Origin of the sequence: Pedobacter sp. BS3 (genome assembly GCF_008274585.1) — a bacterium.
In the GTDB taxonomy this organism is placed as follows: Bacteria; Bacteroidota; Bacteroidia; order Sphingobacteriales; family Sphingobacteriaceae; genus Hufsiella_A.
In genome coordinates, this window is sequence record NZ_VTRT01000003.1 from 417354 (window position 1) to 441186 (window position 23833).

Consider the following 23833-nt stretch of genomic DNA (forward strand, 5'->3'; position numbering starts at 1 on the left):
CATGAACTATCCGCTACTCCTCATCAATAAACCTCTTTGTTATCTGCTGGTATGAGTCAATGCGGCGGTCTCGCATAAAGGGCCAGTGAGTGCGGTAGCTGTCTGTTTTTGCCAGATCGAGTTCAACTATTTTAACCTCTTCATGATCATGCGATGCCTGGTAAAGCACCGTACCAAAAGGATTGGCTACAAACGAACCTCCCCAAAACCTGATACCGGCTTCAGAGCCTACCCGGTTTACGCTTACCACGTGAACACCATTAGCCACGGCATGGCTGCGCTGGATGGTTTGCCAGGCATTATATTGTTCGGTATTTGTTCCTTCATCCTGGGTGTGTGCCCAGCCTATAGCGGTTGGATAGAACAATATTTCGGCTCCCATCAATGAGGTGATACGTGCTGCTTCGGGATACCATTGATCCCAGCAGATAAGCACGCCAATGGTGGCATATTTTGTTTTGAATACCTTGTAGCCTAAATCGCCGGGAGTGAAATAGAATTTTTCGTAAAAACCCGGATCATCCGGAATGTGCATTTTGCGGTATTTACCCAGGTAAGCGCCATCGGCATCTAAAACAGCAGTGGTATTATGATAAATTCCCTGTGTGCGTTTCTCAAAAAGCGAAGCAATAATGACCACATTCAGTTCGGCGGATACTTTGCTCAACGCCTCTGTGGATGGCCCCGGAATAGATTCAGCCAGACTGAAATTGTCATATTTTTCTTCATCACAGAAATACAGCGATGTAAAAAGCTCCTGTAAACAAATAACATGCGCCCCTCCTGCTGCTGCCTCCCTTATCTTCACTACCGCTTTATCCAGGTTCTCCTGCTTGTTGCTGGTGCAGCTCATTTGCACTAATCCTACATTCACGTGTTGGCTCATGATATTTGATTTTTTGACGGGCACAAAGGTAACTAATGTTAAGTTAAAAGTTAAAGGTCAGAAGTTAAAAGACCTTAATTCCGGGCACGTAAGAGAAAGTCATAAAGATGAACAATAACCCCGGAAGAATCTCACCCCATGCTCCGGTTCAGTACTAACATAATTTATTTCAGGCTCTTTATACTTTCACAATAAATTAATACGTTTAGTGCCTGCAAACAAAACGCACATTTTAAGCATTATAAGGCAATTATGGGTAACAATACGCCAACAGCAGATAAAGACCAGGTCTTTAAAGATGAAATAAAAAAAGTCAGCGACTTTAAATTCGGCAGCAAGGTTGCCAGTGTGTTCGACGATATGGTGAGCCGGTCTGTTCCGTTTTACGGGGAAATACAACGGATGGTTGCCGAGCTGGCTACCGATTTTATACAGGAAAGCTCGGACGTTTATGACCTGGGTTGCTCTACCGGAACGACCATGATCGGCATGAATGAATTTGTTCCGGATAACATCCGATTTATCGGCATTGATGATTCGCAGGATATGCTTAATAAATGCGACAGTAAACTAAAAGAGGCCGGATTCAAAAGGCCTTATGAGTTACGGATTGCCGATTTAAACGAAGGAGTGAACATACAGAATGCATCCGTTGTAGTACTTTGCCTTACGCTACAATTCGTACGCCCCATCAGTCGCCAGAAATTATTAAATACTATTTTTAAAGGCCTTAAGCCAGGCGGTGCATTAATTATTGTTGAGAAAATTCTGGCTGAAGACAGTAATTTTAACCGCGATTTTATTAAATATTACTATAATTATAAACGACGCAATCACTACAGTGAGCTGGAGATCTCGCAAAAACGCGAGGCTTTAGAAAACGTGCTGATCCCTTATAAGCTGAGTGAAAATCATCATATACTTCGCGAAGCCGGCTTTGCACACTGTGAAACCTTTTTTAAATGGTATAATTTCTCCGGTATAATAGCAGTAAAAAATAAAATATGATCAGCATAGGTAATTTCTTTTTTAAGTACCGGAATTTTTTGTTCATTTTTCTGTACCTGGCACTTTTTATTCCTTCACCACGGGTATTTACCCCTGAATCTTTTGGCGAATCCTATTATCTATGGCCCATTATTATCGGCTTAATTATAACTGTCACCGGTCAGGCTATACGCGGCGCCACTATTGGCCTGGCCTATATTGTGCGTGGGGGAAAAGACAAAAAGGTTTACGCTGAAGATCTGGTAACCCAGGGCATCTTTAACCATTGCCGCAATCCGTTATATGTTGGCAATATCCTGATGCTTACCGGAGTAGGAATTTTATCTAATTCTGTTCTTTATCTGGTAATATTCATTCCGCTGTTCCTGTTTATTTACCAGGCTATTGTATTAGCGGAAGAAAACTTTCTTCGTCATAAATTCGGTCAGCAGTTTGATGCGTATTGCAGTCGTGTAAACCGTTGGTTTATTAACCTGAAGAATCTCGGTCAAACCTTTAAAGGAATGAAATTCAATGCCAAACGCTGGATCCTGAAAGAATATAATACACAATTTGTATGGCTTGCCGGTATTGCCCTAGTATTGCTAACCCGCTATCCTGAGATCACTGATTTTGATACTAATTTCAGGAATGTCTTACTCACCATCATATTAATTATCCTGGTATTGATCTACCTGACTGTACGTTACCTGAAAAAATCGGGAAAACTGGTGGCTTGATGGAGAGACAAGAATACAGATACAAGAGACAAGACAAGGCGACCTAAATGCGTGTCGCTCATGGTTCACAGAAACATGTTATGGGGTTATGAGCCCGTAACACGTAACTCATAACAGGTAACAATAGAACAATTCAGCAATCTAAAATCGCAATACCAGTTCTTCTAACCAAACAAATCGCTGCTCAGGTAACGGTCACCGCGATCACATACAATAAATACAATTACCCCCTGCTCTAATTCCCCGGCCAGTTTGATGGCTGCTGATGCGGCTCCCCCACTGCTCATGCCGGCAAATATGGCTTCTTCTTTTGCCAGTTTACGGGTTACATCCGTAGCTTCGGCTTGCGATACATCCATCACACGGTCTACCCTGGAGCTATCGAATATTTTAGGCAGGTATTCTTCCGGCCAACGGCGTATTCCCGGTATGGATGATTCTTCCGTGGGCTGGCATCCAACGATCTGCACCCCCGGATTCTGCTCTTTCAGATACATGGAGCATCCCATAATAGTACCTGTAGTACCCATGGCGCTCACAAAATGAGTAATGGTTCCCTTGGTATCCCGCCAGATCTCAGGCCCTGTGGTCTGGTAATGCGCCATATAATTATCCGGATTGGCAAACTGATTAAGCAGATAGTAGCCTCCTTCGGCAGCTTTTTCTTCGGCATAATCGCGGCAGGCTTCTATGCCATCCAGCAAAGTCACTTTGGCGCCGTAGGCTTCCATAATTAATGTGCGCTCGCGGGTTGAATTAGCCGGTAATACTATTTCTATGTCCAGATCGTAAATACGGGCCATCATAGCCAACGCAATACCGGTATTTCCGCTGGTTGCCTCGATAAGCCGTGTGCCGGGTTTGATATCGCCACGGGCAATGGCGCTTTTGATCATGTTCAATGCAGCCCGGTCTTTCACACTCCCGCCCGGATTATTGCCCTCAAGTTTAGCCAGTATCTTCACCGATGGCTTGGGGCTCAGCTTTCTAAGCTCCACTAAAGGTGTATTGCCTATTACATCTATAATTCCTGCCATGCTATTCTAAAACTCGTTTAACTACGCGTATTTCGGCTTTGTGATAAACCGTTGATCCCGGAGCTACACTTTTGGTGATCCACACGTTACCGCCAATAATGCTATCGCGACCGATGACTGTATCTCCTCCTAAAATGGTCGCACCGGAGTAAATAATTACATTATCTTCTACCGTTGGATGCCTCTTTACGCTGCTCATGCTTTTATCCACGCTCAATGCACCTAAGGTAACTCCCTGGTACAACTTAACGTGATTGCCTACCTTAGTAGTTTCGCCGATTACAATTCCGGTACCATGATCGATGTACAGGTATTCGCCAATATCAGCTCCCGGATGAATATCTATACCGGTTTTTGAATGGGCATATTCCGTCAATATCCGCGGCAGCAAAGGAATATCCAGCTTAAACAGCTCGTGCGCCAGGCGATAAAAACAAATAGCAAAAAAGCCGGGATAGGTACGGATGATCTCAAATTCGCTGCGTGCCGCCGGGTCGCCTTCCATAATGGCGGAAACATCGGTATTTAATATGCGGTGCAGCTCGGGTAAAGTCTCAAAAAACAGCTTTGCACGGGCTTCGTTATCACAATCGGTACATGCTTTGGTGGCATTCAAAATGTGCACCAGTTCGCTTTGCAGCTGTACAAAAGTATGTGCTACATCCTGCTCGGTTTTAAAAGGCTTGCCGGCCTGTTCCGGGTACAGCAGGCGGATAACCCGCAGAGCCCACTGGGCAATTTCCTTGTTTGAAGGAACGGCCTCTATTTGCTGCTGCTTTTGATATATCTGTTTATAAAAATCCTCGTTCATGTGCAGTGAATCGTCCGGGTAGGACGAAGATGCAATTTTAGGAAAAAGAATCTTGTTTTATTGTAAAATAATGATCGTGTAGTGCATATTGCAAAAGCCTCGCCCCAACTTGGAAGTGTTATCTGGTTATACCGGTGCCTAAAGCTCCTTATGCTTCCGCTTCAACTGTCAACTCTCCATTCTCAATTGTCCACTGTCCACTGTCAATTGTCAATTGTCCACTGTCAATTGTCCGCTGTCAATTATTAAAATTCTTTCCTGTCTTTCCTGACTTCCGGACTATCCTATCAAAAAACAAGAAAAGATTTTATTACTTTGCAGGTTGAACAAGCATATATACATTTACACAACAGATGCAGCTTAACCGGCTTGAAATTAAGGGGTTTAAGAGTTTCGGGGATAAAATTACCATTAACTTTAACGAAGGAGTAACCGCTATTGTAGGGCCTAACGGGTGCGGAAAATCCAACGTAGTAGATTCCATACGCTGGGTTTTAGGCGAGCAAAGTACCCGCATGCTTCGCTCCGAGAAAATGGAGAACATTATTTTTAACGGCAGCAAAACCCGCAAGCCCGCTAACCTGGCCGAAGTTTCGCTGACCTTCGACAATACCAAAAACATTCTGCCTACAGAATTCTCGCAGGTAACCATTACCCGAAAGCTCTATCGCAGCGGCGAAAGCGAATATCGCTTAAACGACGTACAGTGCCGGCTCAAGGATATTACCGATCTTTTCCTGGATACCGGCATCGGGCCCGACTCCTACTCGATTATTGAGCTGAAAATGATCGATGAGATCATCGCCAACAAAGAAGGCTCACGAAGGGCGCTTTTTGAGGAGGCTTCGGGCATATCGAAATACAAGCTTCGTAAAAAACAAACGTTTAACAAGCTGAAAGATACCGAGGCCGATTTAAGTCGTGTGGAGGATTTGCTGTTTGAAATTGAGAAAAACCTGAAAACCCTGGAAAACCAGGCGAAAAAAACCGAACGGTATTACCGCATTAAAGAGCAGTATAAAGCGCTGAGCGTTGCGCTGGCATCGTTTAAAATAACCGGTTTTCGTGAAGCGCTGGAACGCCTGGAAACCCAGGAGCAGGAACAGGTTACACAGAAAAACAACATCGCTGCCGAAATGGATAAAACCGAGGCGCTTTTACAGCAGCAAAAACTGGACAGCCTGACCAAAGAGAAAAACCTGTCGGTACAGCAAAAAGCTACTAACGAGTATATTGCCAAAATCCGGGCTTATGAAAGCGATAAGAAGATCAGGAATGAGCAGCTTCGTTTTTTGCAGGAAAAAGAAAAACGCCTCACTGAGGAAATTGACAGGGATAAAGGCCAGCTTAATCATATATTATATAATATCAAGCGCCTGACCGAAGAACATACGCTGGAATCGGAGAAACTGTTGGCATTGAAAGCGTCGCTCGAAGAGCAAAAAATCGCCCTTGATGAATTACGCGGCCAGCAACATTCGTCTAAAACCCGGCTGGATATTTTTAATAAAGAGAATACCGAACTGCAAAACCAGATTTATAAGCTGGAAAAGGATATTGCCGTGCTGCATATCCAGAAAGATGCGCTGGCACAGGAAAGCAGCCGGAATATTGCAGATGCCGAATCAAAAGAGATTGAGCTGAATGAGTTTAATAAGGCCATAGCCGACCTGGAAAGTCGCCTGGAAGGAAGGAAGGCCGAATACAGCTCGCTGCAGGAAATGGAAGATGCACTGCAACAGCAAATACAGGAAATCGAATCGCTTATTGTATCGGATAAAGACGAACTGAACGCATTAAGTCGCAAGCTGGATGCCCGGCAGAACGAATATAATTTAACCAAATCGCTGGTAGATAACCTCGAAGGTTTTCCGGAATCTATCCGTTTTCTGCGCAAGCATGCCGGGTGGACAAAAAATGCACCCTTATTGTCGGATGTATTGTTTTGCCGCGAGGAATACCGCATTGCCATTGAAAATTACCTGGAACCGGTGATGAACCATTACGTGGTTTCAACGGCTGCCGAAGCCGCGAAAGCCATTCACCTGCTCAGCGATTCGTCAAAGGGACGGGCTAACTTTTTCGTTTTGGATGCGATCCCAGCTAAGGAAAAAACCGCAGCTAAACCACAGGATGGTTTAATTCAGGCACTCGAAATCATTGATGTAGAAGCCCGGTATCGCCCGCTGTGCGAAATGCTGCTGCATAATGTGTTTATTTTGCCTTCCGGCGATGAGAAGGAACTGGAGCAGCCTCTGCCCGGCGAACCGGTGGTGATACTCAGCGGAACCGGTAAATTTTCTAAAAGCCGGTATACCCTGTCCGGGGGATCGGTAGGTTTATTTGAAGGTAAACGTATCGGCCGGGCAAAAAACCTGGAAAACCTGTCGAAAGAAATACGCCGGCTGGAAACCGAGATCGGAAAGCTGAAAACCGATATTGAACAGAACTCGCAAAAGCTGGTCACCTTAAAGGAAAGCTCTAAAAAAGCCGAGATACAGGAGCTGCAAACCCAGGTAAACCGCCTGCAAAACGAGCTGATCACGGTAAAAACCAAGCAGGAACAGTATGCCGCATTTATACAAAACAGCCAGAACCGCAAGCAGGATATCGAGACCAAAATTACGAACATTAATAATGAGCTGCTCACCGCCGAACCTGCATTAGCCGAACTAAAGGCTAACCTGCAGCTAAAAAGCGAAGAGCTCATTGAAAAACAACAGGCTTTCCAGGAACTGTCGGAACAGGTAACTACCGTTTCTACGGCTTACAACCAGGAAAATATCCGATTTCACCAGCAGCAAAATAAGGTTTCGGGCCTGGATAAAGACCTGGAATATCGCGACAGCCAGAAACGTAACCTGAGCGAACGGCTGGAAACTAATGGCTCTGAATTAACAAAAACCCAGGCTGATATTAAGGAAACGTTGCAGCATGTCGACCATTCGGACGATGATCTGCTGGCCATGTATACCGAAAAAGAGAATCTTGAAAAAGGGCTGAATGAAGCCGAGCAGGATTATTATGCTTCGAAAGGGCTGATCACTGAAACGGAAAACAGGCTTTCTGCACAGCGTAAGCTCAAGGAACAAGCCGACCTGCTGCTGAACGAGATCAAGGATAAAAAGAACAATCTGCGTATCGACCTGAACGCGTTGAAGGAACGTTTATCGGTAGAGTTCTCCATTGATATTAATGATCTGCTGGATAGTGAAGCCGATGAAAACATATCGGATGAAACCGAGGACAGCTTACGCGATAAAACCGAAAAGTTGAAACGGCAACTCGAAGATTTCGGCGCTATCAACCCAATGGCCATGGAAGCCTACCAGGAAATGGATGAACGCTACACGTTTATCCAGAACCAGAAAAAGGATTTGCTGGATGCCAAAACATCCCTGCTGGAAACCATTAAAGAAATTGACGACACTGCCCGTGAACAGTTTATGAAGGCCTTTACCGCCGTTCGCGAAAACTTTATTCATGTTTTCCGCTCCTTGTTTAACGAAGAGGATTCCTGCGATCTTATCCTAACTGATCCGGATCAGCCTTTAGATTCCGACATTGAAATTATGGCCCGTCCTAAAGGGAAACGCCCTTTGTCTATCAACCAGCTTTCGGGCGGCGAAAAAACGCTGACAGCCACTGCCCTGCTCTTCTCGCTGTACCTGCTTAAACCGGCGCCTTTCTGTATTTTCGACGAAGTTGATGCTCCTCTGGATGACACCAACATCGACAAATTCAACAACATTATCCGCAAATTCTCAGATAATTCGCAATTCATTGTAGTATCGCACAACAAGCGCACCATTGCCAGCACCGATATTATTTATGGCGTAACCATGGTTGAACAAGGTGTTTCGCGGGTGGTAGCTGTAGATATGCGGGAAGTAGCGTAACGTAGTTGGGTAGTTGTTCGCAGGTAGCGGTTAGTTTTTAGCCTGGTATCAGGCAGTAAGTTTATGCCAAGATAGCGCCAGACAGTGTAAATCCAGAAGAAGCTGATAAAATATAGGCTTAAAATCAAAAAAACCACGCTCTTTAAAAGACGTGGTTTTTTTCGTTAGGCTCTGTTAAATTATTTTGCAACAGAATCTTTAGCAGCAGAAGCAGCTGAATCTACAGTATCTTTAGCAGCAGAAGCAGTTGAATCTACAGTATCTTTAGCAGCAGAAGCAGCTGAATCAATAGTGTCAGAAGTAGATTCTGAAGTTTTGTTTGAGTTACAAGCAGCAACTGATAAAGAAATAGCTAAAGCTAAGAAACCGAATTTGAATAAATTTTTCATTGTCTTTTGTCTAAAAGTAATTAATAAGTTTACTCTTAATACCGGTATCATCAAAAGGTAACCTCAAAAAATAAAAAAAAATAAAAAAAGATATATAGTGTTGATTTCCAGTACGAAAAAAATAGCATAAAAATGAGATACCCTATCGCCATCACCTCAATGTATATAAATTGCTATTCGTGAATAATTTTTTTTCTATCATTGGGTTACAATTTACCGTATAGCGTATTAAGTAGTGAACAGACCGATAAAGAGATCATTTCCAGAAGATAAAGGGTTTATACTGGGTATTTTAAACAACTCAAAAGAAACCCTGGATGAATTGTATAGAACCTATTTCCCGGTGATCTTGCAGTTTGTCTTATCCAATAATGGTGATGAGGACGATGCTAAGGATATTTTTCAGGAGTCTGTTATTGTTCTTTATAACAAGGTAAAAAGCGGAAATTTTGAATTAAGCAGTAAGCTTAAAACGTTTCTTTATTCGGTTGCCCGGCGGTTGTGGTTAAAACGCTTAACACATCAAAGCCGTAATACCAGCAATATTTCCGATTTTGAAGAAATTATCCCGGTAGAGAATGATATTGAGATGCACGAGGAGCGGGATATACAATTTAAAAAAATGGAACAGGCCTTACACCAGATCGGCGAGCCCTGTAAAACCATTTTAGAAGATTTTTACATGAACGGCAGATCCATGCAGGAGATCTGCGAACGCTTTGGCTATACCAATGCAGATAATGCTAAAAATCAGAAATACAAATGCCTGCAACGCCTTAAAAAGCTGTTTTTTCAAGGCACAAACCAGATAGAATATGAAAAGTGAAACAGACATGATCGATCGTATTGAGGCATACCTGAGGGACGAGATGAATGCAGAAGAGCGTGCCGCTTTTGATCAGTTGCGCAGACAGCATCCCGGCATAGACCATCAGGTAGTAGCTCATCAAACCCTGATGAAGCAATTTGAAGATTACGCAGCTCAGAAAAAGCTGATGGCAGATATGGAAGATATTCATGCCAGCCTGGATATTGCCCGGATCAGGCAGGAAGTGATGCCTGAACCTGGTATGGTTGTTTCGCTTTGGAAAAAATATCAATCAATTGTATCTGTGGCTGCTTCGGTAGCGGTTGTTGCCGTAGTTGGCACCTTACTGGCCACCGGAACGCTGTTCAATAAAAACGCTCATTCTGATTACAATGCATTGCGCCGCGAAATGAGCCAGAAGATCAATAATATTGCCCGCTCGCAAAATGCGCTTATACGCGACATTAAAAAGCCGGCAAACAGCACTGTTAATCCCGGAGAATATGGCGGAACCGGCTTTGCTTTAACCGCAAACGGTTATGTGGTAACTAACTATCATGTGGTTAACGGCTCTGATTCTGTATACATCCAAAATACCGAAGGCGATTCGTATAAGGTGCGCACCGTGTATGTGGATCCGGCTTATGATATTGCCATTTTGCAAATCATTGATCCGGCCTTTAAAGCATACCGTTCATTACCCTACACTATTAAAAGATCCTCGTCAGACCTGGGAGAAAACGTATATACCATTGGTTTTCCGCGTGATGAACCCGTGTTAGGTATCGGTTACCTGAGTTCGCGAACAGGCTATTCAGGCGATACGACGGCATACCAGGTTTCTATCCCGGTAAACCCGGGCAACAGCGGCGGCCCTTTGCTGGATAATCGCGGAAATGTTATCGGTATCATCAGCGGCAAGCAAACCCAAACCGATGGCGCTGCTTTTGCCATCAAATCAAGCTACCTGCTTAAGGCCATACAAAATATCCCACAGGATTCACTGAAAGAAAAGCTGAGCCTGAGCAAAAAGAATACGTTGGCAGGATTAAGCCGGACAGACCAGATACGTAAAATGCAGGATTACATCTTTATGGTGAAAGTGTATTAAGCTGGCGCACCGTTTTGCAACTTACGGTCAATAGTTTCCAGCCCCCACCCCGAAGCCTAAAAGTTTTAAGCTCCTGCCGGGGCTGGTGTCTCCACCAGCAGCTCTGTATAACCTAACTTTTTCATTCTTAGACAGCTTCTTAGGTTTAAATACCGAAAATACCTGTTACAGGTCTCTCAATAATAACGGACGGCTCATAATCTGCCAGATCCCTGTTTGTTGTGCGGTCCGTTTTTCATATAAGGAAAGTAACCGCCTACGCATTTTACTTTCTGTTCCCTTTCGCCTTATTTTACTACCTTAGCAAGCATGCAATCATTTGAACTTGACAGATCCGATATCCAGCGGCTCAGGCAAGCCTTAGAGCAGGACGATGAAGCCTTACGGGTCTTGCTGAAAGAATATCATGCTTCAGAAATTGCTATTCTATTTGAGCGTTTACCGCAGGAATCACGAGAGCGCATTATTCATATCCTCCCGGCGGATGTCGCCTCAGAGGTGATCTCAGAAATGGATGCCGAGATCCATCCCGAGAAGATACTCGATAACCTGCATCCCGAAAAACGCTCTGAAATTGTGCAGGAGTTGGATTATGATGATGCAACCGACATTATCAGTCAGTTGCCTGAGCATCGCCAGAATGCTATTCTGGAAGATCTGACCGACGAAAATGCCCGTCACATACGCAGCCTGCTTGCTTATCCCCAGGATACCGCCGGTGGAATAATGAACACCCGGGTTATCAAGATCAACCAGGGATTAAGTAAAAAAGATGCTATCGATGAGATCATCCGGCAGTCGGAAGAAATGGAAGAATTTTATACCATTAACGTAGTCGACGACGATAATCGCCTGATAGGCATCGTTTCATTAAAAGATATTATCCGCTCAAAGCACAATGCCCACATCAATGAATTAGTTAATACCGAATTTGTATACGTAAAGGCCGAAACCGACCAGGAAGAAGTTGCCCGGCTCATTGCACAATATAATCTCACCAGCATTCCGGTAGTAGATGATACAATGTATTTATTGGGTCGTATCACATTCGATGATGTAATAGATGTACTGGAACAGGAAAATACCGAGGATATGCTGAAGTTTTCGGGCGTTTCTGAAGACGAGGAACTGTCAGGTAACTGGAAAGATGCTGTAAAAAGCCGTTTGCCCTGGCTGATAATTAACCTGGGAACAGCTTTTTTAGCAGCTTCTGTAATGCGTTATTTTGATTCAACCATTGCCCGGTTGGTAGTACTTGCCGGATACAGCACCATCATTGCCGGAATGGGCGGAAACGCCGCTACCCAATCGCTGGCTGTAACCATCCGGCGTATATCACTCAGCGATTTAACCGATATGCAGGCCTATCGCACCGTATTAAAAGAAGTAACCGTAGGCGTAATAAACGGCGCTGCAAACGGCTTTATCGTATTTTTATTTGCCCTGGTGTATGATCATAACCTGATGCTGGGTATTGTAATATTCCTGGCCATGATCGGCAACCTGTTTATTGCCGGTATTACGGGAGCATCCATACCGTTGTTGCTCAAACGTTTAGGCATTGATCCGGCCATAGCCTCATCCATCATCATCACTACCTTTACAGATGTATTCGGTTTTTTGCTTCTACTGGGTCTTGCCAGTAAGTTGCTGCTTTAATGTCATGCAAATAAAACAATGCCTTATTCACACGCTCAAAAATACGGACTGGGTTAACTTTTTGATTTTTTAATTATTGATATGCACTTTATATTTTCTTAGGTATCAATGAGCCCTGCAGGGTTTTAACTTTTTAATTAGCACCTGTTTAAAAGTATTTCATTAATATTTAGACAGCGTGGTTTGATTTTTTATTTTTGACATGGATTTATCAAATATCATCATTCAATGACCGAAATCAGGAATAACTGGACCAAAGAAGAAATTTCTGCCATATATCATAGTCCATTGCTGGATTTAATTTACCGGGCGGCAACCGTGCACCGTGAAAATAAGGACTATGCCGAAGTACAGATCAGCAGCCTGCTCTCCATCAAAACCGGCGGATGCCCGGAAGATTGCGCCTATTGTCCGCAGGCAGCACGTTATCACACCGATGTAGAGGTGCAGGCCTTAATGTCGGTAGAGCAGGTAACCGATGCAGCGCAAAAAGCAAAAGCAGCCGGTGCATCACGTTTATGTATGGGCGCTGCCTGGCGTGAAGTGCGTGATAACCGCGATTTTGACCGGGTTATTGATATGGTAAAAGCCGTTAATTCAATGGATATGGAAGTATGTTGCACTCTGGGCATGTTAACAGAATCGCAGGCCCAACGCTTAGCCGATGCCGGTTTGTATGCATACAACCATAACTTAGATACTTCTGAAGATGATTACAAACGCATTATTACCACACGCACCTACGATGAGCGCCTCAAGACCATAGAAAATGTCCGCAAAGCAAAGCTGACCGTATGTAGTGGCGGCATCATCGGTCTGGGCGAAACGGTAGAAGACCGGATAGCTATGCTGAAAACTTTATCCAATATGCCCAAGCATCCTGAATCGGTACCCATCAATGCATTGGTTCCGGTTAAAGGAACACCTTTGGCAGATCAACCCAGGGTTCCAGTATGGGATATGGTTAGAATGATCGCTACAGCACGCATTATTATGCCCAAAACAGTAGTACGTTTATCTGCAGGTCGTACGGAAATGAGCATGACCGACCAGGCCTTATGTTTTATGGCTGGAGCTAACTCCATTTTTGCCGGCGATAAATTACTCACTACACCAAATCCGGCATTCAGTGAAGATATGCAGATGTTTGAGATACTCGGATTAAAACCCCGTGAAGCATTTAAAAATGGACGGCCTGTTGTCACACAACAAGAAGCGCTTCATGTAGAATAAACTTTTTAATAAATATATTGTTAGAGAGTAAATTAGTTTAAAAACATGAAAAGAATAATTGCTATTATAGCCTTAGCCTGCGTCGCCTCATTTTTTGTTATTTCGTGCTCATCCACACGGAATACTTCCGGTACTTCGGTAAGTCGCGGTAAAATTACAGGCACCTGGACCGTTAGTACGGTTAATTACGAGAATTTGTTAGAAAATGCCGTACAATCTGCCTTTAACCAGGCTCCCCCTCGCGATTTCGTTGGCAGCACCTGGAAACTTACCAACAGCGGAAACGGTATGTACACCTTAACTAATGGAACCTCGCAATCCATTTACTGGTCGCTGTACGAGCAAAGTGATATGCGTCCGATGTTCCAGTTCAAAAAAGTATATCAGGGCGAAAAGCCAAAGGACATTGATGAAGCTTATCGTCTTGAAATAGGCACTGCCGATGGAAACAATCTGGTATTAAAAATTCCTGTACCTTATGGCGGAAAAACGGGTTATGTAGTGTTTACAATGGTTAAACAATAATACAAATTCTGCTAAAACGTATGTAAAAGGCCCTTCAGATAAGGGCCTTTTCTTTTTTAGATAAGTTTTGTATCTCATTTTTAGACACTTAAACAATGAGTGAAAAAAAAAGCAATTGGCTGTTTGCAGATTTAGGCAGAGTTTGTACTTTTGCCCCCGGAGAGATGGCAGAGTGGTCGATTGCGGCGGTCTTGAAAACCGTTGACTGTAACAGGTCCGGGGGTTCGAATCCCTCTCTCTCCGCAACAGTTGCCTGCAGCTGTTACCTGAAACACAAAGTGTTGAAGTTACAAGATCGGGGTGTAGCGTAGCCCGGTATCGCGCCACATTTGGGATGTGGAGGTCGTAGGTTCGAATCCTGCCACCCCGACAAAAGCCACTGATTATCAGTGGCTTTTTCTATTTTCGGACATATTTCGGACAAATTATATCTGAATATTGATTATTCAATAACCTAAGCAAAGTTAAGTTAAGCTAGAAGAATAACCCTTCTTAAAGAATGATTGGAGCATAATGTTTGTTTCTATAGAGCGTGAAAAGTTCATCTTATTCTTATAAAAAATCAAGAGGGCTAGGAGTCTTTTGCTTGTCTATGTCAGTGATATGAGTGTAGATCATAGTCGTTTTTATATTTTCATGACCCAATAACTCTTTTACAATTCGGATATCGATACCTGATTGGATTAAATGTGTGGCATAAGAATGTCGCAATGTATGTACAGAGCCTTCCGACTGAACATTTGCTTTGACCAATGCTTTTTTCAGAATCAACTGTACACTTCGTTCGCTATACTTGCCACCCTTCACACCTTCGAAGATGTACTCCTTTGGCTTGAATGCTTGATAATAATGTCTCAAAGTCGCCAGCAATTTGTCTGGTAATGATACAATCCGATCTTTATTACCTTTGCTTTGATGGATTCTGATAATTCCATCGGAAGATTTTATGTCTTTGATTTTGAGATTCAACAGTTCGCTAAGACGTAGTCCACAACTATAGATTGTCATCAGAATAGCCTTGTGTTTTAGATTTTGAGTGTTATCGAGAATATTTCTTACTTCTTCTTTTGAAAAGAATTTAGGTAATTTAGAAAAGGAGCGTTTCGGGTATAAGTAATCCAGTTGGATTTTTTTGTCCAATATCAGTTCGTACATCTTCTTGATTGCGCCCACTAATCCTTTTTGATAGGAAACACTAATTTTCCCATTTTGAACTTTTTCGTTTATAAACGCCTCAATATCTGACAGTGGAATTTCTTCGAGGGAGGGATATTTGCTAACATGTTTAAGAAATATACTAGCGTAATCCTTGTACGATCTAATGGTATTGCCAGCATATCTCTGCATCAGCAATCTCTTTTCGAAGGTTTCAAGTATGATTTCGCTATTCATATCAGGGAAATAGTATTTTATAATATTTTGTTTCGCTATTTGTGCGGTTTTATTTTTTAAAGACAAATATATCAACATCTTATGTAGAAAGAAAAGTCAAATAACGAAACACGTATATAGGGTTGGTTAAGCGAAATTTTCCGTATATTCGTTTCGTTAAAACAGATGTTATGTGGCATTTTAAAACGACACCGCACCAATGACAGAAACGAAGAAAACAATTGGCGGAGAATATAAAGTCCTGAAACAATTTGGTGGGGCAATGGGACACGTATTTCTTGTTGAAAAAGAAGGAATCTCGTTTCCCTTTGTTTTAAAAAGCTACCAAGACATAAAACCACACCTTGAAGAACTTTTTTTCACTGAAGCAAAAAATTGGACTTCTTTTGGGGTTCATCAAAACATCGTAAAGACACTTTTCGCAGAAAAAATTGAAGGAAGAATTTTTGTTGCTGCCGAATTTGTTGAGCCGAATGACAACAACGAAAATAGACTAACAAGTTACATAGGAAAAGACGTTCCTTTAGCGTTAATAATCAAATGGGCTATTCAGTTTACCTATGGTATGAATCATTGTGTTGGTAAGGGAATGATTGCACATTCAGACATTAAACCTGATAATATACTTATTGACCGTGAACTGAATTTAAAGATTACTGATTTTGGACTATCCAAATCTATTTTAAATGACGACAGAATTGGTGGTGGAACGCCACTTTACTATTCGCCTGAACAAATTTTTCAGCCTGATAGAATAGACCATAGAAGCGATATATATAGTTTTGGAATAGTATTGTATCAACTCATTACAAAAGGAAACTACCCTTATGTAATGTCAAGCCCCGACATAAGACAAGTTCACCTTAAAGAACCTGTGAAAAGTATTAACCATCCACTTTTTGAGATTTGCAAGAAGTGTATGGAAAAGGATTTATCTAAAAGATACCAGCAATTTCAAGAACTTTTTAAAGATTTGGTATCTGTTGCTAAAGAAAACTCAATTGACATTCCTAAACAAACTATAACCAAAGATGATAAATTAGAAGAGCTATACATTCTATCTCGTTCTTTATCTGCCATTGGAAATAAAAATGGTGCATTACAAGCAATAAACGAATATTTACGTCATCAGCCTGACCATTTTACAGCTTGGTCACAAAAAGGGCGACTTGAATATGAATTAGGTCAACTTCAAAATGCTTTAGAATCAACAAAAAAATCTGTTTTTCTATATCAATACAATCCAACCGCATTAAATAATCTTGGAATTATTTATTTAGAGCAAGACAATAATAAAGATGCGAAAACTTGTCTTTTAAGAGCCGTTGAACTTGACCCTAATAATAGTGGAGCGTTGATGAACTTGGCAAATACATTGGTTGAAACAGGAGATATTAGCGAATCAGCACAATGTATTTTACGTTGTTTTGAACTTACACCTGAAAAGCTATCATTACATATAAATGCAAAAAACCTTCTTCCTAAGTTTGTTCAAAACCAACTATTTGAGTTCGCTTCAAGAATTTACACAAAATTGGCTGACTATTCAGACCTAACAATTAACGAATCATTTAATGCGGCAATGTGTTGTTATCAGGTTCACGATTTCAAAAACGCTATCAAATTTTTTAAAGTTGTATTAAGCAATAACGAAAATGACGGAGAAACAATAATCAACTTATCTAAATCATATTTCTTCATTGGCGACATTTCAAATGCTATTAAATATGCAGAGTTTCTAATTGATAAACAAATTAATCCTGCACAAGGAATGTCAATGAAAGCACAATATTTACATCAATCAGGACTGTTCAATGAAGCGGTTTCATACCTTGACAACATACTAAAAAAGTATCCTATGACTGACTACTTATGGTTAACATTGGGTGATATCTATAAAAAAGAAGGACAGACAGACGAAGCATTAAATTGCTACTTAAAAACCAGACAAATTAAAATTCAAAAAGGAGCAAATATGAATGACAAAGACATACAATTTATTGACAACAAAATTAGAGAAACGAAACAAAACGCCACATAACATCGGTTTTGCGTAATGGCGGGTGACGGCTTTCTATTGAACATTTGTGCTAAATTGAACGATAGTAATTCTAATCAACAGCAGTGCTAAAATGCCGCCACTACGCAAAGCCGTGAACCGTTACCTGCAAGCCGATTTGAACAGCCGTACTAAATTGAAACTTCGGAAAAAACAAAAAACAACGAATGGAATTATTTTTATTTTTTGCCACACACATTTTAAAACAATTTTATCCAACCGCACAAACAGCACATTTGGTTTTTGCCGACACGCAAAGCCAACGCTGAAAAAACCAAAAGAGCCATTTTTTGCCTACATTCTAAAAACAAGGCTGTTAAATATTTACTAAAATTTTTATCTTTGAAATAACTAAAAACGAATTAATGAACTAAAAAGAAGAATTTAAACATATTAAAAAAATAGCGTTTCGCTTTAAAAATCCTGTATTCTGAAAAATTGCGAATTTTCAAAGTAGCACAGGAGAGTAAAAGTTGAAACGCCTACGATAAAGCGTGGGCGCTCCTTTTTGCTTTGTGCTACGGGTTTTGCAAGGACCTCAGGATACAAGAAGTGGGAATTAGCTCACGTTCTTTTTTTGCGTAAACGCCAAATTGAAACTAAAATTTTAAAACAATTATCAATATGGCAATCAACTTACAAAAAGGTCAGAAAATTGACATCGGACTTAGCAAAATGACCATTGGTTTGGGATGGGATCCAAACGAAGGAACAGGACACGACTTCGACTTAGATGCTTCGGCATTTATGATTGACGAAAAAAGACAAATTCCAAGCGAGCAGTTTTTCGTATTTTACAGCAACACAGATTCTCCTGACGGAGCATTACGCCACACAGGAGATGACCCAACAGGTGGAAACAGCGATGACGGAGATGACGAAAGTATCGAAGTGGATTTATCAAAAGTTGACCCTCGCATCAACGAAATCCTATTTGTGGTAACCATTCACGATGCAGCTACAAGAAAACAAAACTACGGACAGGTTCGTAACTCGTATATCAGAATTGTGGATGACAGCAATGGACAAGAAGTAGCAAAATATGAATTGGGAGAAGACTTCTCTATTGAAACTGCCGTAGAGTTTGGACGACTTTACAAAAGAAATGGACAATGGAAATTTGAAGCCTCTGGTATTGGCTATAAAGAAGACTTAGCTTTCTTCCTTTCTAAATATTACAAAGGAACAATCATTGATGAAAAAGGCAATAAAATTTAAACATTAAAACTATGGCTATCAATTTACAAAAAGGTCAAACTATTGACCTACGCAAAAACGATAAAGGAGAAAGTGTTTACGACTTATCACAAGTAACCATCGGTTTAGGTTGGGACGTTCGTCAAAAACAAAGTGGATTTCTTGGAAAACTATTTGGTGGGAAAGAAGAAGAATATGACTTAGATGCTATTGCATTTTTGTTGGATAGTAACGGAAAAGTGGCAAATCTTGGTAGAACTGTTCAAACTCAAAATGGTCGTCATGTTGGACTTTACGAAGGAGATGTAATATTTTTTAATTCAATGAAGCATCCAAGTGGACATATTTGGCTTACAGGTGATAATCGTACAGGTGCTGGAGATGGCGATGATGAGCAAATCATTGTAAAACTAGATCAGTTAGACCAACGTTACCAAAAAATTCTTTTTGTGGTTTCTATCTATCAAGGTCGCGAGAAAAATCAACATTTCGGAATGGTGGAAAATGCTTTTATCCGTGCGGTTGATGCCCGAGGCAAAGAAATTGCAAAATACAGTTTGTCGGGCGATGCTACAATGAATGGAAAATGCTCAATGGTATTCTCGGAAGTGTACAGACACAACGGAGAGTGGAAATTCAGAGCAATCGGAGAACCATATAACACCGACAACTTTGTTGATATTTTAAAAAATTATACTTACCAATAATTATGAGAAGATTACCAGTATATCTATTGTTAGACACATCAGGCTCAATGAGTGGCGAACCTATTGAAGCCGTAAAAAATGGTGTGCAGGTAATGATTAGTTCATTACGTCAAAATCCGCAAGCTATTGAAACCGCTTTTTTGAGTGTAATTACATTCGATAGTTCGGCAAGACAAATTATTCCATTGACCGATTTGGGAAGTTTCCAAATGGTGGATATTCGTGCAACAGGAACAACTGCTTTAGGAGATGCCCTAAAAGTAGTAAGTAATTGCATTGACAACGAAGTGGCTAAAACGACTGCCGAAACTAAAGGAGACTGGAAACCTTTGGTATTTATTATGACAGACGGTATTCCTACCGATGACTGGCAAAGCGGACTAAGAGAATTTCAAACCCGAAAAACGGCTTATACCGTAGCTTGTGCAGCAGGAAGCGGTGCAGATACCAATGTGTTGAAACAAATCACAGAAAATGTTGTGAGTTTAGATACCGCAGACAGCCAGAGTATTGCTAAATTCTTTGCTTGGGTTACAGCTTCTATTGGAGTTTCTTCAACAAAAGTAGAAGACAGCGGAAAAGAAGTTACAGGACTTAATGAATTGCCTCCTCCTCCATCAGAATTAAATATTGTAGTATAAACTTAAAAAAAATCAAAATGATAACATTAGCAGAGTTGAAAAATGAAATATTAGCAGACGGAATTATCGATGCTAATGAGGTAAAAGAATTGGAAACAGTACTTTTTGCAGACGGAAAAATTGATGAAGAAGAAGCAACATTGCTTTTTGAATTAAACGATGCCGTTTCGGGAAAAGACAACGATAGTTCGTGGTCAGATTTATTTGTAAAAGCTATTTCAAGCTATGTTTTGGATGATGAAAACTCAAACGGAGAAATTGACGAACAGGAAGCGAAATGGTTATACGACAAAATCAAAGGCGATGGACAAATAGATGATACAGAACGAGAACTCTTGAATTATCTAAAAGCTAAATCAAACAATTTCCCTGAAATTTTAGAAGGATTATTATAACAGAAATGGCAAAAAGAAAAAAATATGGTTTCTCTTTTTCTTGGAAAAGAGCTTTGGGAATTACGTCCGCAAAGCAAAGTTTTGCAAGGAAAACAGGTATTCCTACGTCAAAATCAGGAATAGAAAGAAAATTGGGAAATCAAATTCTTAAAATGCTATTCGGAAAAAAATAAAAATGAGAAGACTACCTGTTTATTTTTTGTTGGATACTTCCGGCTCTATGAATGGAGAACCCATTCAGGCATTGAACAATGCGTTGAGCGGAATGATAAATAATTTGCGTTCCGATGCACAAGCAGCCGAAACTTTGTGGATTAGCATTATCACTTTCGATAGAGAAGTAAAGGAGATTGTGCCTTTAACCGCATTGGAAACCTTTCAATTACCAGAAATTACTTGTCCCGAAAGTGGCCCCACTTTTACAGGAAAAGCATTAGAAGTGTTGTATGAAAAAGTAGGAAAAGAAATAAGAAAAGGTTCGCCAACTCAAAAAGGCGATTGGAGACCGCTTTTATTTCTTTTCACAGATGGGAAACCTTCGGACTTGCAACTTTACAGCGAAATGATACCAAAAATACAATCGGTAAATTTTGGTGCTATAGTTGCTTGTGCGGCGGGACATTCAGCAGATAACACCAAATTGCTACAACTAACAAATGATGTAGTACATCTGGATACCGCTGATAGTACCACCTTAAAACAATTCTTCAAATGGGTTTCGGACACCATCGAACAAGGCAATAAAAGTATGGGAACGACAGATAATGTTGCCTTGCCACCACCACCATCAGAAGTGCATTTAGTAATTTAATTTTTTATGAGCAGACGTTTACCAATCTATTTCTTAATAGACATTTCCGAATCAATGGTTGGAGAACCTATCCAACAAGTTGAGGAAGGATTATCAACGATTATTCAGGCATTAAAAACAGACCCTATTGCAATGGAAACGGTTTATGTTTCTATCATCGTATTTGCGGGAGAAGCAAAAACACTGATTCCGTTGCAGGAAATCATCAATTTTTATCCGCCAAAATTCCCAATCGGAAGCGGAACTTCATTGAGTAAAGGTTTAGGACATTTGATGTTTGAACTGCGAAGAAACATTATCAAAACCACTCCCGAGCAAAAAGGCGATTGGAAACCGATTGTTTTTCTGTTTACAGATGGTGTGCCAACTGATGAAACACACAATGCAATAAATGAATGGAAACAAAATTGGCAACGCTCTTCCAATATGGTGGCTGTTTCGTTTGGAGATGAAACCGACAGCAAACTATTAGGTGAACTCACCGAAAATGTGTTGCTATTCAAAAACACAAACGCTTCGTCTTACAAAGAATTTTTCAAATGGGTTACGGCTTCTATCAAAACTCATTCTACGAGAATTGCGGATGCAGAAATATCAGATGGAGGGATAAACTTAGGAAAATTGAATAATACAATCATCGAAAAAATAGATTTATCCAAAGAACAACCTAAACAATGGGTGGATAACAACTTTGTGGTGCTTTCAGCCAAATGTCAAAACACAAAACGTCCGTATTTGATGAAATACAAAAAGAATTTAAGGACAGAAGACTTTGGAGGGTTACCATTAGATACAATGCACTATCGACTTGTAGGAGCATATCAAATTGACAATAGCTATTTTGAATTGTCTGACCAAAATGCCATTTCACAAAAAATAAATACCGAAGAATTAAGAGGGGCACCCACTTGTCCGTGTTGCGGAAACCAATTTGCTTTTGCGGTATGTAGTTGTGGCAATCTGCATTGTATCGGAGATGAAGAAATAAGCACCTGCCCTTGGTGCAACACAACCGCAAAATACGGTTTTGGCGGAGATGGCGGATTTGACGTAAACAGAACACAAGGATAAATTAAAAATAATGATAGAGATAAAACCCTACATACAAAAGTTGTTTGCTCAAAAAGAGCTAATAATTTCGGATAAAAGACAAGCATTATTTGAAGAATTTATCCAAAACGAAAGTAACCAACAAGCCGTAAAAACCATAATCGAACAACAAAATTACCTGATGGATAAATGGAAACTCAAAAACAGGATTGAAGACATTATCGCTTTGCAAATCCTTATCCCTAATGCTACTGAAAGCAAAGAATACAATGCCAAAATTAATTTTGAAAAATTAGGTTTAAACGATTTGATTTTTGAAGAATGGCAAGGATTGGAAGAAATTGGCTTGCAATTCGATAAAGAAACGGATACAATAAAAGGCATTCCGAATCAAAGCGGAGAATTAAAATTCAAACTACTTTTCAAGGTAAAAGGCGAAGATGAAAATAGTGTGCCGAATGAAAAATACATCACACTTGTCGTAAATCCCGACCCTAAAACCCTTTGGAAAAATATTCCGAGTGATAAAGAAGCTATTTTCTGGAAAGAAGATGATGCAAAAGCTTTTGGAAAATTAGGCGAAAAACATATTGTTGTGGCTTCCAATCGTGGTCGCTCACACGAGAATGTTGGCTCTTTTCGAGATGATGATTTTGCTTTCAAGTTTATCGAAAAAACAGGTTGGTCGGTTGTCGCTGTTTCTGACGGAGCAGGCAGTTATCCACTTTCCAGAAAAGGTTCAGAACTGGCTTGTAATGCGGTTGTGGATTATTTTGAAAATCATTTGGATAAGGAGAATTTTCTGGAATTTGAAAACAAGCTATTAGAATTTAGTCAAACAAAAGAGGAGAATTTACATAAAGAAATAGAGATTGAAGCTAAACAAAAATTATATAAGGCAGTATTGTTTGCTCACAATCAAATAAAAGATTTGGCTGAAAAAACACAACAATCTAATCCCGAATTATTCAATAATCCGAAAGCAAAAAGTTTGTCCGATTATTTTCACGCAACTTTGATTTTTGCATTATTCAAGAAATTTGATTTCGGTTATGTAGTATTGACATTTGGCGTTGGAGATTGTCCTATTGCCATAATGGATAAAGACCAAGTTAATACTTCTCTGCTCAATACCTTAGATGTGGGAGAGTTTGGAGGTGGTACAAGGTTTGTAACACAAGGCGATATTTACCAGCAAGATGCTAAACCCTTGACTATGGCTCAGCGATTTAATATGCAGATTGTAACTGATTTTAGTTATTTATTTCTAATGACAGACGGAATTTACGATGCCAAATTTGTAGTAGAAGCCAATTTGGAAAAGCACGAAAAATGGATGGAGTTTTTGGAAGATTTAAATGGTAAAAATGAAGATAATGCCAAAGTAAATTTTAATCCCGAAAATGAACAAATAGCTGATGAATTGGCTCATTGGATGGATTTCTGGAGTGCAGGTAATCACGATGACAGAACTCTAGCCATAATATTTTAATCAT

At 40.6% G+C, this 23833-nt stretch carries 22 protein-coding genes and 2 tRNA genes; 19 read left to right on the top strand and 5 right to left on the bottom strand.

Going from position 1 to position 23833, the window contains the following annotated elements; translation table 11 throughout:
* Positions 1-13: 13 nt before the first annotated feature.
* On the bottom strand, positions 14-886 hold the full coding sequence (locus FW774_RS10530; protein WP_149348139.1) for a carbon-nitrogen hydrolase: 873 nt from the start codon (positions 884-886) through the stop codon (positions 14-16).
* Between the two features lie 252 nt (positions 887-1138).
* Here FW774_RS10530 and cmoA point away from each other — a divergent pair, with 252 nt between their 5' ends.
* On the top strand, positions 1139-1894 hold the full coding sequence (cmoA, locus tag FW774_RS10535; protein ID WP_149348140.1) for a carboxy-S-adenosyl-L-methionine synthase CmoA: 756 nt from the start codon (positions 1139-1141) through the stop codon (positions 1892-1894).
* Positions 1891-2613, top strand: coding sequence for a methyltransferase family protein (locus FW774_RS10540; protein ID WP_149348141.1), 723 nt, complete (start codon positions 1891-1893; stop codon positions 2611-2613). The genes cmoA and FW774_RS10540 overlap by 4 nt, the downstream gene beginning before the upstream one ends.
* Before the next feature lie 164 nt (positions 2614-2777).
* On the opposite strand, the gene cysM is transcribed toward FW774_RS10540, so the two are convergent.
* Both cysM and epsC read right to left on the bottom strand, forming a co-directional pair.
* Complete coding sequence (cysM, locus tag FW774_RS10545; protein ID WP_149348142.1) at positions 2778-3650, bottom strand: cysteine synthase CysM; 873 nt, start codon at positions 3648-3650, stop codon at positions 2778-2780.
* A 1-nt stretch (position 3651) separates the two neighbouring features.
* A complete protein-coding gene (epsC, locus tag FW774_RS10550; RefSeq protein ID WP_149348143.1) occupies positions 3652-4461 on the bottom strand; it encodes a serine O-acetyltransferase EpsC in 810 nt (269 codons plus the stop codon).
* Positions 4462-4814: 353 nt separating this feature from the next.
* Between epsC and smc the strand changes: the two genes are divergently transcribed.
* A complete protein-coding gene (gene smc, locus FW774_RS10555; RefSeq protein ID WP_149348144.1) occupies positions 4815-8360 on the top strand; it encodes a chromosome segregation protein SMC in 3546 nt (1181 codons plus the stop codon).
* Positions 8361-8539: 179 nt separating this feature from the next.
* Here smc and FW774_RS10560 read toward each other — a convergent pair whose 3' ends face one another.
* Positions 8540-8749: a hypothetical protein gene (locus FW774_RS10560; RefSeq protein ID WP_149348145.1), complete on the bottom strand. Its 210-nt coding sequence runs from the start codon at positions 8747-8749 to the stop codon at positions 8540-8542.
* 235 nt (positions 8750-8984) lie between these two features.
* Here FW774_RS10560 and FW774_RS10565 point away from each other — a divergent pair, with 235 nt between their 5' ends.
* The 7 genes from FW774_RS10565 (at position 8985) to FW774_RS10595 (ending at position 14455) form a co-directional block, all read left to right on the top strand.
* Positions 8985-9575 (top strand): RNA polymerase sigma factor, encoded by a 591-nt coding sequence (locus tag FW774_RS10565; RefSeq protein WP_149348146.1) that lies wholly within the window; start codon positions 8985-8987, stop codon positions 9573-9575.
* The gene (locus tag FW774_RS10570; protein ID WP_149348147.1) at positions 9565-10668 is read left to right on the top strand and encodes a S1C family serine protease; all 1104 of its coding nucleotides are present in this window, start codon (positions 9565-9567) and stop codon (positions 10666-10668) included. The genes FW774_RS10565 and FW774_RS10570 overlap by 11 nt, the downstream gene beginning before the upstream one ends.
* 309 nt (positions 10669-10977) lie before the next feature.
* Positions 10978-12327: a magnesium transporter gene (mgtE, locus tag FW774_RS10575; protein WP_149348148.1), complete on the top strand. Its 1350-nt coding sequence runs from the start codon at positions 10978-10980 to the stop codon at positions 12325-12327.
* A gap of 228 nt (positions 12328-12555) precedes the next feature.
* Positions 12556-13560 carry a biotin synthase BioB gene (gene bioB, locus FW774_RS10580; protein WP_149348149.1) on the top strand — a complete coding sequence of 335 codons (1005 nt, stop codon included), beginning with the start codon at positions 12556-12558 and terminating at the stop codon, positions 13558-13560.
* Positions 13561-13605: 45 nt separating this feature from the next.
* The gene (locus FW774_RS10585) at positions 13606-14085 is read left to right on the top strand and encodes a hypothetical protein (protein ID WP_149348150.1); all 480 of its coding nucleotides are present in this window, start codon (positions 13606-13608) and stop codon (positions 14083-14085) included.
* Positions 14086-14243: 158 nt separating this feature from the next.
* Positions 14244-14328, top strand: a tRNA-Ser gene (locus tag FW774_RS10590).
* 53 nt (positions 14329-14381) lie between these two features.
* Positions 14382-14455 (top strand) — tRNA-Pro (locus FW774_RS10595).
* 182 nt (positions 14456-14637) lie between these two features.
* Here the strand turns inward: FW774_RS10595 and FW774_RS10600 are convergent.
* Complete coding sequence (locus FW774_RS10600) at positions 14638-15477, bottom strand: tyrosine-type recombinase/integrase (RefSeq protein ID WP_187774871.1); 840 nt, start codon at positions 15475-15477, stop codon at positions 14638-14640.
* Positions 15478-15676: 199 nt separating this feature from the next.
* Between FW774_RS10600 and FW774_RS10605 the strand changes: the two genes are divergently transcribed.
* From FW774_RS10605 to FW774_RS10640, 9 genes are all read left to right on the top strand, one after another.
* On the top strand, positions 15677-17518 hold the full coding sequence (locus tag FW774_RS10605; RefSeq protein ID WP_149348152.1) for a serine/threonine-protein kinase: 1842 nt from the start codon (positions 15677-15679) through the stop codon (positions 17516-17518).
* 642 nt (positions 17519-18160) lie between these two features.
* Positions 18161-18754, top strand: a complete 594-nt coding sequence (locus FW774_RS10610) for a TerD family protein (protein WP_149348153.1) — start codon at positions 18161-18163, stop codon at positions 18752-18754.
* Positions 18755-18765: 11 nt separating this feature from the next.
* Positions 18766-19440, top strand: a complete 675-nt coding sequence (locus tag FW774_RS10615; RefSeq protein ID WP_149348154.1) for a TerD family protein — start codon at positions 18766-18768, stop codon at positions 19438-19440.
* Between the two features lie 2 nt (positions 19441-19442).
* Positions 19443-20081, top strand: coding sequence for a vWA domain-containing protein (locus tag FW774_RS10620; protein ID WP_149348155.1), 639 nt, complete (start codon positions 19443-19445; stop codon positions 20079-20081).
* Between the two features lie 17 nt (positions 20082-20098).
* Positions 20099-20476: a TerB family tellurite resistance protein gene (locus FW774_RS10625; protein ID WP_149348156.1), complete on the top strand. Its 378-nt coding sequence runs from the start codon at positions 20099-20101 to the stop codon at positions 20474-20476.
* A gap of 5 nt (positions 20477-20481) precedes the next feature.
* Positions 20482-20649: a hypothetical protein gene (locus FW774_RS20400; protein WP_187774872.1), complete on the top strand. Its 168-nt coding sequence runs from the start codon at positions 20482-20484 to the stop codon at positions 20647-20649.
* Between the two features lie 2 nt (positions 20650-20651).
* Positions 20652-21287, top strand: coding sequence for a vWA domain-containing protein (locus FW774_RS10630; RefSeq protein ID WP_149348157.1), 636 nt, complete (start codon positions 20652-20654; stop codon positions 21285-21287).
* A gap of 6 nt (positions 21288-21293) precedes the next feature.
* Positions 21294-22358: a TerY-C metal binding domain-containing protein gene (locus FW774_RS10635; RefSeq protein ID WP_149348158.1), complete on the top strand. Its 1065-nt coding sequence runs from the start codon at positions 21294-21296 to the stop codon at positions 22356-22358.
* 10 nt (positions 22359-22368) lie between these two features.
* Positions 22369-23829, top strand: a complete 1461-nt coding sequence (locus FW774_RS10640) for a PP2C family serine/threonine-protein phosphatase (protein WP_149348159.1) — start codon at positions 22369-22371, stop codon at positions 23827-23829.
* Positions 23830-23833: the final 4 nt, after the last annotated feature.